Source organism: Paracoccus sp. (in: a-proteobacteria), from assembly GCF_047605025.1.
Classification (GTDB): Bacteria; Pseudomonadota; Alphaproteobacteria; order Rhodobacterales; family Rhodobacteraceae; genus Paracoccus.
In genome coordinates this window covers 113,555-126,134 of the sequence record NZ_JASGGO010000003.1, presented here as the reverse complement: position 1 = coordinate 126,134, position 12,580 = coordinate 113,555, and the positions used below count along the sequence as shown (strand labels likewise).

Sequence of the window (12,580 nt, the reverse complement as noted above, 5' to 3'; positions counted from 1 at the left end):
ACTGTGCCACGGGCGCGACCGGACCTGCAAGCAGGGCGCGAATCCCTGCGACCCGCCCTTCCAGACCCGGATGTTATGCGCTAAACCTGCGGCGAACGCCTAAGGAGGGGCCAGAACATGAAATTCTTCGTCGATACCGCCGATACCGCCGCCATCCGCGAATTGAACGACCTGGGCATGGTCGATGGTGTGACCACCAACCCCTCGCTGATCCTGAAATCCGGCCGCGACATCATCGAGGTCACGAAAGAGATCTGCGAAATCGTCAGCGGCCCGGTCAGCGCCGAGGTCGTGGCCGCGAATGCCGATGACATGATCCGCGAAGGCAAGCTTCTGGCCAAGATCGCCCCGAACATCACCGTCAAGGTGCCGCTGACCTGGGACGGGCTGAAAGCCTGCAAGGTCCTCAGCGGCGAAGGCCATATGGTCAACGTCACGCTGTGCTTCTCGGCCGCGCAGGCGATCCTGGCCGCCAAGGCCGGCGCGACCTTCATCAGCCCCTTCATCGGCCGCATGGACGACATCAACCTGGACGGCATGCAACTGATCGAGGATATCCGCACCATCTACGACAATTACGACTACAAGACCCAGATCCTGGCCGCCTCGATCCGCTCGGTGAACCACATCACCGACGCCGCCCGCATCGGCGCCGACGTGATCACCGCGCCCCCCGCCGTGATCAAGGGCATGGTGAACCACGTCCTGACCGACAAGGGTCTTGACCAGTTCAACGCCGACTGGGCCAAGACCGGGCAGAAAATCGGCTGATGGCACAGGACGCGGTGCCGAACCTGCCCGAGGATCTGCGCGCCCGGTTGCTGGGCCAGCCCGAGCTGATCCTGGCCGACCGCGAACTGATGCGTGCGCTGATCGGCGCACGCGACGCCACATTGGGCGAGAATGTCGTGGACATCCGGGGCCTGGCCATGCAGGCGCTGGAGGCACGGCTGGACCGCCTCGAAGCCACGCATGAATCGGTCATCTCGACCGCCTACGAGAACCAGACGGGGATGAACACCGTCCACCGCGCCGTGCTCTCGCTTCTCGAGCCGCTGGATTTCGAGGCTTTTCTGGACAATCTGGAAAGCAATGTCGCGCCGATCCTGCGCATCGAGACATTGCGGCTGATCATGGCCTCGGACAGCGCCGAACAGCCGCCGCGCATTTCGGGACCGCTGCGCATCGTGCCCACCGCGACCATGGCCGAACTGATCGCGGGCGGGCGCCGGGCGCCCCGCGCCGACGACATCATCCTGCGCGGCGTGGCGCCCCAGACCCTGCCCCTTCACGGCGAGGCACGCGCCCCCATCCGCTCCGAGGCGCTGCTGCCGATCGAACTCGGCCCCGGCCGCTTCCCGGCGCTGCTGCTGATGGGCTCGACCGAACAGGCCCGCTTCAGCCCGGCCCAGGGCACCGACCTTCTGCGCTTCTTCGCCCAGGTCTTCCGCCTGGTGCTGATCGGCTGGCTGCGCGAATGAAACCACGCGGCGATCAGGCTCCGCCCCCCCTGGCGCTCGCGCCCCTGATGGCCGAGAACCTGCGCCGCTGGCTCGACAGCGAAAAATCCGCCCGTGATCGCTCGGCCCATACGATCACCGCCTATCAGGCGGATGTGCTGGCCTTCCTGGCCTTCCTGGGCGGCTATCACGGCGGCCCGGCCCTGCCTGGGAACCTTGGGGAACTCACCCAATCCGACATGCGCGCCTTCGCCGCGGCCGAGCGCGAGCGCGGCCTTTCCCCCCGCTCGCTGGCCCGCAGGCTCTCGGCGGTGCGCAGCTTCCTGCGCTGGATGTCCGACCGCCATGGCTTCGACGCCTCGAAGCCGCTGGCCTCGCGCAGCCCGAAATTCACCCGCTCGCTGCCCCGCCCGCTGGCGGTGCCCCAGGCGAAGGCGGTGCTCGACCTTGCGGGCACCACGCATCCGACCGCCTGGATCGCGGCCCGCGACGCGGCGGTGCTGACGCTGCTCTACGGCTCGGGACTGCGCATCTCCGAGGCGCTGGCGCTGCACGGCCGCGACTGGCCCCTGCGCGAAGTGCTGATGATTCGCGGCAAGGGCGGCAAGGAACGCCAGGTGCCGATCCTGCCCGTCGCGCGCGATGCCATCGCGGAATATCTGCGCCTGTCGCCCTGGCCCCTCGCCCCCGAAGAGCCGCTCTTCCGCGGCGCCAGGGGTGGGCGGCTCAGCGCCTCGGTGCTGGACCAGGTCATGCGCAACCTGCGCCAGGCCCTAGGCCTGCCGGCCAGCGCCACCCCCCATGCCCTGCGTCACAGCTTCGCCACGCATCTGCTGGCGGCGGGGGGCGATCTGCGCACGATCCAGGAATTGCTGGGCCATGCCAGCCTGTCGACCACGCAGGTCTATACCGGGGTCGACGACGCGCATCTGCTTTCCGTCTACCGCTCCGCCCACCCCCGCGCCTAAGCGCCCGGCCAGGATCCCGCGGCAGGAAAATCGAAGGTCGCCGCGCAAGCCCCCTGCCCTTCTTCGTTTTCCAAATACCCATGCGACGCCCCCAACCCGCGCCGGCCTTTACAATAGGGCGCGCGGGCGGCATCAGGCTTACCATGCTGGACCTGTCCCTTCATCTCGTGCTCATGCTGGTCGGCGCCGCCTTCGCCGCCGGATTCGTCGATGCCATCGCCGGGGGCGGCGGCCTGATCACGGTGCCGGCGCTGATGCTGGCGGGGGTCCCTCCGGCCCAGGCGCTGGCGACGAACAAGGTGCAGGGCACCTTCGGGGCGGCCACGGCGGCATGGTCCTACGCAAGGCGCGGGCTGGTCGATCCGCGCCGCCAGATCGGGGCGGGCGCGATGGCCTTCGCGGGCGGACTGATCGGCGCGCTTTGCGTCTCGGCCGTGCCCACGGACCTCCTGCGCCATCTGCTGCCGGTGCTGCTGATCGGGATCGCGCTTTTCTTCGCCCTGAAGCCGGGGCTTGGGGATCTGGACCGGACCGAGCGCGTCACCCCCGTCGTATTCGCCGCGACATTCGTGCCGCTGATCGGTTTTTACGACGGGCTGCTGGGTCCGGGCACCGGCGCCTTCCTGATGCTGGGCTTCGTGATGCTGGCGGGCTACGGCGTGCTGAAGGCGACGGCCCATACCAAGTTTCTGAATCTGGCTTCCAATCTGGGCGGGCTGGTGGCCTTCGCGGCGGTGGGCAAGCCGCTTTGGCTGCTGGGGGCGTTGATGGCGGTGGCCCAGATCGCGGGCGCAAGCCTGGGATCGCGGCTGGCCATGCGGATCGGCGCGCGGGTGATCAAGCCGCTTCTGGTCGTCACCTCGGCCGGCCTCGCGCTGCGGCTAAGCTGGCCACTGTTCTAACTTTCGCCCCCATCCGCCGGAAGCGGCGCAAGGGCTCACAAGGCGACAGGACCCCGTTGCGCCCGCTGCCGCCCCGACTATGCTCGGCCCGAAGCGGTGGGCGAAACGGTGGGTGCGATGCTGGGCTTTCTGACCATGGCGCCGGAGGAGGACTCCGAAGGACGCCCCGGCGCCGCCGACCGGCTGCTTTCGGCGACCGCCCACGCCTTGGAAGCGCGGGGGTTGCGGCTGGCGGGCGCGGTGCAGGACAATCTGGATCGCGGCGAGGGCCGGGCCTGCGACATGGACCTGCGCATCCTGGGCGACGGGGCGGTGATCCGCATCTCGCAGGACCTCGGCAATTGCGCCGAAAGCTGCCGGCTGGACGCCGGCGCCTTCGCCCAGGCCGTGGGCCGGGCCGAGGCGGCGCTGGCGCGCGGCGCCGATCTGGTCATCGTCAACAAGTTCGGCAAGCAGGAATGCCATGGCCGAGGCTTTCGCGAATTCATCGCCCAGGCGCTGGCGCGGGGCGTGCCGGTCCTGCTGGCGGTCCCGGCCGGGCAATGGGCGGCATTTCACGAGTTCGCGGGCGATCTGGCCCAGCCCGTGGCGCGCGACGCGCTGATCGACTGGGCGCTGGCCCAAACCGCCGCATGAGCGAACGGGTCGATGCGCGCGGACTTCTATGTCCCCTGCCGGTCCTGCGTCTGCGCAAGCGCCTGCTTGCCCTGGCCCCCGGCGCCCGCGTCACCCTGGTCGCGACCGACCGCGCGGCGGCGATCGACGTGCCGCATTTCTGCGCGCAATCCGGCCATCTGCTGATCCTGACCCGCGAGACCGCGCCGGGCGAAACCGAATATACCGTCGAACGCGGCCCAGATGCTTGAGATCTTCCTGAAGACCCTGCCCTTTTTCCTGCTGATCGGCACCGGCTGGCTGGCGGGGCGCGGGGGCTTCTTTCCGCCCCAGGCGACGGCCTGGCTGACGAAATTCGTCTTCTACTTCGCCCTGCCGGCGATGTTGTTCCGCTTTGCCGCGACGCTGGATCTGGCCGAGCTTTTCGATCCGCAATTCGTGCTGGCCTATCTGGCCGGCTCGCTGACGCTTTGGGCCCTGGCCTTCGGAGCGGCGCGCCTGCGGGCCGAACCTTTGCCCGCAGCCGCGATGCAGGCCCATGCCGCCATCACCGGCAATACCGGCTTTCTGGGCGTGCCGATGCTTGTCGTGCTGCTGGGACCGGGGGCGGTCGGGCCGGTGCTGATGGTGCTGACCATCGACATGCTGGTGTTTTCCTCGCTGATCACGCTGATCGTGGCGGCGGCGGGGCGGGGGCGGATCTCGTTTGCGTCGCTGTTGCCCCTGGGGCGGGGGCTGGTCGCGAACCCGATGATCGTCTCGATGCTGGCGGGGCTGCTTTGGTCGGGGCTGGCGCTGCCCTTGCCCGGCCCGGCGCGGGACTACATGGCGATCCTGGGCGGCGCGGCCACGCCGGGGGCGCTGTTCGCCATCGGCGCCAGCCTGACCGGGCGCCGGGCCGACCGGCTGGGTCCGGCCCTGGGGCTAAGCGCGGCCAAGCTGGTCCTGCATCCCCTGGCCGTGGGCATCGCGGCGCTGTGGTTCTTCGATGTCGAGCCTTTCGCCGCCGGCGCCATGATCGCGGCGGCCAGCCTGCCCGTCGCGGGCAATGTCTATATCCTGGCGCAGCATTTCGGCCTGGCGGTGCAGCGCGTCTCGGCCGCGGTGCTGATTTCGACGGCGGCAAGCATCGCCACCGTTCCCGTGGTGATCCACTGGATCACGAAGGGCTAAGGCTTTCGCCGGCCGCGCGATCCGGGTATGGCCATCCGGCAGAAGGCGCCCGGCAGAAGGCGTCCGACAGAAGGCGTCCGGCGGCTCAGTCGACGGGGCGGATCAGCTTTTTCTCCAGCACGCGCAGCACCGCCGCAAGGTCGTTGCCGCGCTTGAGGATGCGCCCGTCCATGCCGATCACCGCATATTGACCCTGCGCCATGCGCAGGCGGGGGCGCTTCTCGATCCGGTATAGCGGATGTTCGGCGGCACGGCGAAAGACCGAGAAGACCGCCATCTCGCGCAGGAAGGACATGGCGTAGTCGCGCCATTCCCCCGCCGCGACCATGCGGCCGTAAAGGCCAAGGATCACGCCAAGCTCGGCCCGGTCGAAAGCCACCCGATCCTGATCCTGGGGAAAGCCGAAGGGCATGTTCATGCCCCGATGGTGACACCGAAGGCACCACACATCAAATGGAAAAGCGGTCTAGCGCGGACGGCCCGCCATGCGTTGCAGCGTGCCGTCGCGCCACATGCCCTGATGCACGCCGACCATCGCCACATGGCCCGCGATCAGCGCAAGAAGCACCCAGGCGGCCTCTCCATGCAGGGCATTGCCGAAATCCACCATCCAGCCGATGGGCTGGGCGTGGCCGGGAAAGATCTGGAAACCGAAGGGCGCGAAGGGTCTGTCCGAGCCGTAGGCGCGCAGCAATGCCGCCAAAGGCACCAGCGCCATCACCAGATACAAAGCCAGATGCCCAAGCCGCGCGGCCAGGCCCAGCAGGCCCGTGCCATGTTCCGGGCGGTGGCCGCGATTGGACAGCGCCCATAGCGCGCGCAGCACGATCAGCACGAACAGCGCCGCGCCGACCTTCTGATGCGAGAAGACGAAGAACGAGACCAGCGGCGTGCGCCCCAGTGCCAGCCGCAGCCCCATGCCGACGAATTGCCACAGCATCAGCGCCGCGATGGTCCAGTGCAGCAACCGGGTGACGCGCCCGTAAAGATCCTTGGTGTCGCGAATCGGGATCGTTCTCATGGCTCCTTGCCCGTCGAAATCTAGGAAAACCTGCGGCTTGAAATTGACTCGTTTTGTCGGCCAACCTAGACCACCGGAAAAGCTGGCAAGAGGAATAGTGGAAAAGCGGACCACAGGCCAGCACGGTTATCCCGATAACCTGCCGCGCCGCTTTGCACGACTGCCCATGACCCGAGCCCAGATGAACGCAACCGTGACGCCCCCACCCCCCGCGCCGATGCCCCTGACCCAGGCGCAGGAGGGCTTGTGGTATGCCCAGGCGCTGGATCCCCTGAATCCGATCCTGAATACCGGGCAATATCTGGAAATCCTGGGGCCGCTGCACCGCGATACGCTGGCCTTGGCCCTGACGCGCACCCTGGCCGAGACACCGGCCCTGTCTCTGCGCTTCCTGACCGGCCCCAATGGTCCGGCGCAGATCCAGGGGGCGCCGCCGATGCTGGGCTTTGCCGATCTTTCGGTTCAGCCCGATGCCGAGGGTCAGGCCCTGGCCCTGATGCGCGCCGACAGCACCCGCCCGCTGCGGCTGAATGCCGAGCCTGCCGCCGCCTTCACCCTTTTCGCGCTAAGCGCCGAGCGGCATTTCCTTTACGAGCGCATCCATCACCTGGCGATCGACGGCTATGGCATGGTCCTGGTCACGAACCGCATCGCCCGGCACTACGCCGCGCTGCTGGGCCGGGGACCGGCGCCCGCGCCTTTCCCGCCGCTTTCAACCGCCGCCGAGGAGGATGCGGAATATCTGGGCTCGGCCCGCCATGCGCAGGACCGCGCCTGGTGGCATGAACAGATGCGCGGCCTGCCCGAGGTGACCGGCCCCGCGCCGGGCCGGGCGGTCAGCGGACATGGCTTCCTGCGCGACAGCCGGCGGCTGGACCCGGCGCTGCTGGACAGGCTGGCGCAGTTCTCGGCCCGGCACCGATTGGGCTGGCCGGATGTGCTGAACGCTTTGGCGGGGGCCTATCTTGCGCGCTGGACCGGGGGCGAGGCGGTGATCGGCCTGCCCTTCATGGCCCGGATGGGCCGGCGCATCGCGGACCTGCCCTGCATGGCAATGAACGTGCTGCCCTATCGCTTGGCGCTGGACGAGGACACGGCCCTGCCCGAATGGCTGGCCGCGCAGTCGAAATCCATGGCCCGGCACCGTCGCCATGGGCTTTACCGCAGCGAGGCGCTGCGGCGCGAACTGGGCCTTGTCGGCGGGACGCGGCGGCTTTACGGGCCGCTGGTCAATGTCCAGCCCTTCGACAAGGCGCCGGAGTTTCCGGGGCTGGACTGCCGCCTGCATATCCTGGGCGCGGGCGCGGTCGATGACCTGACGCTGACCTTCCGGGGGGATCCGGCCTCGGGGATCACCTTCGAGGTGGACGCGAACCCCGCGCTTTACTCGCCCGGGGAGACCGCTGCCCATGGCGCCCGGATCGAGGCGTTTCTGGCGGCGGCCTTGCAGGCCCGGACCCTGGCCGAGGTTCCGACCGCCAGCCCGGCCGAGATCGCGGCGCAGCGCGATCAGGCGCGGGCCGCGCTCCATCCCCTGCCCGACACCACGCTGGCCGCGCTGATCGCGCACACCATGGCCCGCGCGCCCGACAAGCCGGCGCTGCGCTTCGGCGCCCAAAGCCTTAGCTATGCCGAACTGGACCGCCGCAGCGCCGCGCTGGCCGCGCAACTGGCCGCGATGGGGGCGGGGCGCGACCGCATCGTCGCCGTGGCGCTGGAGCGGGGGCTGGACCTGCCCGTGGCGCTGCTGGCCTGCCTGCGGGCGGGGGCGGCCTATCTGCCGCTGGACCCGGACCATCCGCCCCAGCGCATCGCCCGGATCCTGGAGCAGGCGCGGCCGGTCGCGGTGCTGACCTCGGCCGATCTGCGCGGGCTTTTCCCCGGCGACACGCCCCTGCTGATGCCGCAGGACTGGCCCTTACGGGGCGATGCCCCGCCCGGACCGGCGCCGGACGATCTGGCCTATGTGATCTTCACCTCGGGTTCGACCGGCGCGCCCAAGGGCGTCGCGGTCGAGCATCGCGCCATCGTCAACCGCCTGCTGTGGATGCAGGCGCATTACGGCATCGATGCCGGCGACCGCATCCTGCAAAAGACCCCCGCCACCTTCGATGTCTCGGTCTGGGAGTTCTTCCTGCCCATGATCGCGGGGGCCGAACTGGTCATGGCGCCGCCCGGCGCGCATCGCGACCCCGCCGCCATCGCCGCCCTGATCCGGGACCAGGGCATCACCACCTGCCATTTCGTGCCCTCGATGCTGTCGGCCTTTCTGGCCGCGCCCGCCTCGGAAGGGGTGTGCATGGCCCGCGTCTTCTGCTCGGGCGAGGAGTTGACGGCGGATCAGCGCGACCGCTTCCATGCCCGCATCACGGCCCAGCTTCACAACCTTTACGGCCCGACCGAGGCGGCGGTGGATGTCAGCTACTGGCCCGCCGCGCCCGAGGATCGCAGCAATCCGATCCCCATCGGCCATCCGGTCTGGAACACCCGCCTCGCGGTTCTGGATGAGCGCATGCGCCCGGTGCCGCCGGGCCTGGCCGGGCATCTTTACCTGGGCGGCGTGCAGCTTGCGCGCGGCTATCTGGGCCGCCCCGACCTGACCGCCGAACGCTTCGTCGAGACGCCCGAGGGCCGGCTTTACGCGACCGGAGACCTGGCGCGGCTGCGCCCCGACGGGGCGGTCGTCTATCTTGGCCGCTCGGACCATCAGGTCAAGATCCGGGGCCTGCGCATCGAGCTGGGCGAGATCGAGGCGGCGGCCATGGCCTCGGGCCTGGCCCGCGAATGCGTCGTCCTGGCGCGTGAGGATCATGCGGGGGAAAAGCGCCTGGTGGCCTATCTGGTGCCCGGCCCCGGCTGGCGGCCCGGCGCGCTGGCCGAGGCGCTGGCGGCCAGCCTGCCCGCCTATATGCTGCCCCAGGCCGAGGTGGCGCTGGACGCCCTGCCCGTCACCGCCAACGGCAAGCTGGACCGCAAGGCCCTGCCCGCGCCGGAATTCGCCTTGCGGGGACGCCAGGCGCGCACGCCTTCGGAACGGATGCTGGCGCGGCTTTTCGCCTCTATCCTGCATCTGCCCCAGCCCGCCCCCGCCGAGGCGGATTTCTTTGCCCTGGGCGGGGACAGCCTGTCCGCCGTGCGCCTGGCCCAGGCCATCGAGGCCGAGACGGGCCGCGATCCGGGCCTGGGCACGATCTTCGAGCAGCCGATCCTGGCAAGCCTTGCCGCCGCGCTGGATGCGGGCGGGCCCGGCGATGACGGTCTGGGCCTGCTGATCCAGCTTGCCCAAGGCAAGGCGCCGGCCGCGCCGCTGTTTCTGATCCATCCCGCCGGGGGCCTGTCCTGGGGCTATCGCGGCCTTGCGCGGCGGCTGGCACCTCAGCGGCCGGTCCTGGGCCTTCAGCATCCCGGCCTGACGGCGGAAAGCGGCACGCCGGACAGCCTTGCCGCCCTGGCCCGGCTTTACGCCGCCCGCGCGGCCGAGATCGTGCCCCAGGGGCCGATCCATCTGGCGGGCTGGTCGGTGGGCGGGATCCTGGCGCAGGAAATGGCCGTGGCGCTGGCGGATATGGGGCGGCAAGCGGGGCTGGTGGCGCTTCTGGACAGCTATCCCGCCGATGCCTGGCGCGACGAACCCGAACCCGATCCCATCGCCGCCCTGCGCGCGCTTCTGGCCATCGCGGGCCACGACCCCGAGGGGCATCCCGAACTGGACGACCGCGAAAAGGTCATGGCCTTCCTGCGCAAGGGCGACACGGCCCTAGGGGCGCTGCCGAATTCGGTCCTGGACGGGGTGGTCCGCACCGTGACCCGCACCAATGCCATGATCCGCGCGCATCGCCACCGGCGCCATGCGGGACGCCTGCTGCATTTCCGCGCCGCGCTGGATCATGCGGGCACCGCGCTGACCCCCGACATGTGGCGGGATCTCGCGGCGGGGATCGAGGTGGTCGACCTGCCGCTTCTGCATGCGCAGATGACCTCGCCCCAGGCGGTGGACCTGATCGCGCCGGAACTGGCCCGGCGGCTGGCCGAGTGGTGATCAGGCGGCCGCGAAGGGCAGGACCAGAGGAAATGAGCCCGCCAGCGTCTGGATATGGGCATGTCCCGGCAGCACATGCACCTGGGCCCGATGGCCCGGATGCGCCCGCAGGTCGTCGAAAAAGCGCATCGTCGCCTGGGGCGGCCCATCGGGCGGCGGCCCGTCCGACCCCGTGCGCTTCTCGCGGTCGCCCACGGCCATCAGCAGCGGCAGGCGGGCGGCGGGGGCCTTGGCGGCGATGCGGCGGATCAGCGCCTCGTCCCACCAGATCGAGGGGCTGATCGGCGCATACCTCGCAAAGGCCCAGGGCCGCGCCAGAAGCGCGTAAAGCGTGAAAAGCCCGCCGAAGCTATGGCCCCAAAGCGTGCGCCGGGCGGCGTCGATGGGCAGCCCCGCCTCGGCCGCGAAGCGCAGGGGGCCGGTCAGCCGGTCGTGAAAGATAGCCGCCCCGCCCGCCATCCGCCCAGCATGGACGTGATCGGGCCGCAGCCCGTCGCCCGGACCGTCCGGGGCGGTGAAATCCAGCGTCCGAAGCTCGCGGGCGAACTGGCGATCCGTGTCATAGCCCACCCCCGCCAGCACCAGGCCCGGCGCCAGGGCCAGATGCTGGGGCGTCAGGAAGTCGAAGGCGGCATTGCCGTCCAGCATGTAAAGCACCGGCCAGCCCCGCGACGGCGGCGGTGCCTTGGGAATGGCCAGGAAAAGCCGGTGCCCCGGCCCCTCGGGCACCGTCACCTGCCGCAATTCGTGGCTGGGAGCGCCGGTCTGGAAGACGCACAGCGCCGCTTCGCCCCGCGCATGATCGGGTCCGACATTCCCCAGTCTCGACATCCCGCCCTCCTGTCCTTGTATGGTTCTGACGCGCCAAGTCTTAGTTGACAAGACCAGTCAGAAATATAGGTTTCCGCCCGACATGAGCCACGCCCCGCGGTCAGCCAAGTGCCATTTATACATAGGAGAACGACATGCAATTGACTTTTCCGCTGAATATCCGCCACCTGCTCGGGGCCTCGGCCCTGGCGCTCGGGCTGGCCGCGGGCCCGGCCCTGGCCGACAGCGTGTTTACCCCGTCCGCGACCGAATTTAATGGCCAGATCCGCATCATCGGCGCCGTGCGCGGCATGCCGATCTATCCGGGCGGCGAGGCGATCGTGACCGGCTCGAAGCTGCAACCGGGCCAGAAGGTGACGCTGCTGCGCGGCGCGACGGTGCTGAACAAAGAGCCGATCACCGTAGATGAAAAGGGCGAATTCAGCCATGCCATCGCCGTGGACGAAGCCGCCGCCCTGGGGCTGCAACCCATCGTCATCGCGACCGAGAACCCCGCCAGCGCCGCCGTCGCCGACCTGAAGATCTCGAAAAAGCTGCCGGCCTCGGGCGAGGACAAGTTCACCGTCGAAAGCAAGCCGGTCAATCCGGGCCTGTATCAGGTCGCCGAAAGCGCCAAATCCGGCGCGGTCTTCGTGACCTCGGCCGTGGGGCGCCCGCCGATCAAGGAATCGGCGCTGGTCAAGCTGGACCCCAAGACCCTTGAGGTGGCAAGCCGCATCAATCCGGCGGAGGCCCCCGGCAAGGACGGCACCCCCGGCGGGCTTTACGCGGTCTATGGCGTTGCCGTCGACGACGTGAACGAGACGGTCTGGACCACCAACACACGCCAGAACACGGTCGCGGTCTATAAGCAATCCGACCTGTCGCTGGTCAAGCAGTTCGATCCCGGCACCGTCACCCATGCCCGCGACGTGGTGGTGGACGAGGCCAATGGCCGCGCCTACGCCTCGACCAGCTTCGGCCCGGATCTGGTGGTCTTCGACACCAAGACGCTGGAGACGCTGGAGCCGATCCATATCCCCTCCGAGATCCGGGGCGAGACCTTCGGCGCCATGGCGCTGGACATCGACGCCGAACATGGCAAGCTTGCCACGGTCAGCTACAACACCCCCGAGGCCGCCATCGTCGATCTGAAGACCGGCGAGGCGAAGGTGTTCGCGCTGCCCCGCTCCAAGATCGGCGCGGGCGTGGCCTTCGACGCAGTGGACAATCTGCTTTTCGTGGTCTCGCAGGAAACCGACAACCTGCTGATCCTGAACGCCGAAACCGGCGAGACGCTGCATGACGTGGATGTGGGCGCCACGCCCCTGAACGTGACGTTCGAGCCGAAGAGCCGCCTGGCCTTCATCGCCAATCGCGGCGCGGGCACCATCGCGGTCGTCGACACCAAGGGCGAGATCGTCGCGAACCTGGAAACCGGCGGCTTCCCGAACCAGCTTCGCGCCGACGGCAACGGCAATGTCTGGGCGGTGAACAAATCGCGCGGCGAAGACGACGAGGCCGGGGACCGCATCTGGCGCATCACCCCCAAATCCGAGTAACTGTTCGGGCCGGGTCTTTCCCGGCCCTTT

Annotated in this window: 12 protein-coding genes; 9 read left to right on the top strand and 3 right to left on the bottom strand. The window is 69.3% G+C overall.

From position 1 onward, the window contains the following. The first annotated feature begins 117 nt into the window (after positions 1-117). The 7 genes from fsa (at position 118) to QM682_RS03415 (ending at position 5,118) form a co-directional block, all read left to right on the top strand. A complete protein-coding gene (fsa, locus tag QM682_RS03445; protein ID WP_415127115.1) occupies positions 118-771 on the top strand; it encodes a fructose-6-phosphate aldolase in 654 nt (217 codons plus the stop codon). Continuing rightward, positions 771-1,481 (top strand): DUF484 family protein, encoded by a 711-nt coding sequence (locus QM682_RS03440; RefSeq protein WP_415127113.1) that lies wholly within the window; start codon positions 771-773, stop codon positions 1,479-1,481. The genes fsa and QM682_RS03440 overlap by 1 nt, the downstream gene beginning before the upstream one ends. Next, entirely contained in the window at positions 1,478-2,428 is a 951-nt protein-coding gene (locus QM682_RS03435; RefSeq protein ID WP_415127111.1) for a tyrosine recombinase XerC, read from the top strand. Before QM682_RS03440 ends, QM682_RS03435 begins: the two co-directional genes overlap by 4 nt. A gap of 143 nt (positions 2,429-2,571) precedes the next feature. Continuing rightward, complete coding sequence (locus QM682_RS03430) at positions 2,572-3,330, top strand: TSUP family transporter (protein ID WP_415127109.1); 759 nt, start codon at positions 2,572-2,574, stop codon at positions 3,328-3,330. Positions 3,331-3,447: 117 nt separating this feature from the next. Next, positions 3,448-3,966: a DUF2478 domain-containing protein gene (locus tag QM682_RS03425; protein ID WP_415127107.1), complete on the top strand. Its 519-nt coding sequence runs from the start codon at positions 3,448-3,450 to the stop codon at positions 3,964-3,966. Continuing rightward, positions 3,963-4,196 (top strand): sulfurtransferase TusA family protein, encoded by a 234-nt coding sequence (locus QM682_RS03420; protein ID WP_415127105.1) that lies wholly within the window; start codon positions 3,963-3,965, stop codon positions 4,194-4,196. The genes QM682_RS03425 and QM682_RS03420 overlap by 4 nt, the downstream gene beginning before the upstream one ends. Further along, positions 4,189-5,118, top strand: coding sequence for an AEC family transporter (locus QM682_RS03415; protein WP_415127103.1), 930 nt, complete (start codon positions 4,189-4,191; stop codon positions 5,116-5,118). The genes QM682_RS03420 and QM682_RS03415 overlap by 8 nt, the downstream gene beginning before the upstream one ends. Before the next feature lie 85 nt (positions 5,119-5,203). Here QM682_RS03415 and QM682_RS03410 read toward each other — a convergent pair whose 3' ends face one another. Beyond that, on the bottom strand, positions 5,204-5,536 hold the full coding sequence (locus QM682_RS03410; RefSeq protein WP_415127101.1) for a DUF2794 domain-containing protein: 333 nt from the start codon (positions 5,534-5,536) through the stop codon (positions 5,204-5,206). A gap of 48 nt (positions 5,537-5,584) precedes the next feature. Beyond that, positions 5,585-6,139, bottom strand: a complete 555-nt coding sequence (locus tag QM682_RS03405; protein WP_415127099.1) for a cytochrome b — start codon at positions 6,137-6,139, stop codon at positions 5,585-5,587. 166 nt (positions 6,140-6,305) lie between these two features. Between QM682_RS03405 and QM682_RS03400 the strand changes: the two genes are divergently transcribed. Next, positions 6,306-10,178, top strand: a complete 3,873-nt coding sequence (locus tag QM682_RS03400) for an amino acid adenylation domain-containing protein (RefSeq protein ID WP_415127097.1) — start codon at positions 6,306-6,308, stop codon at positions 10,176-10,178. Here the strand turns inward: QM682_RS03400 and QM682_RS03395 are convergent, their stop codons facing one another. Beyond that, entirely contained in the window at positions 10,179-11,009 is an 831-nt protein-coding gene (locus QM682_RS03395) for an alpha/beta hydrolase (RefSeq protein ID WP_415127095.1), read from the bottom strand. Positions 11,010-11,143: 134 nt separating this feature from the next. Here QM682_RS03395 and QM682_RS03390 point away from each other — a divergent pair, with 134 nt between their 5' ends. Further along, a complete protein-coding gene (locus tag QM682_RS03390; protein ID WP_415127093.1) occupies positions 11,144-12,550 on the top strand; it encodes an ATP-binding protein in 1,407 nt (468 codons plus the stop codon). Positions 12,551-12,580: the final 30 nt, after the last annotated feature.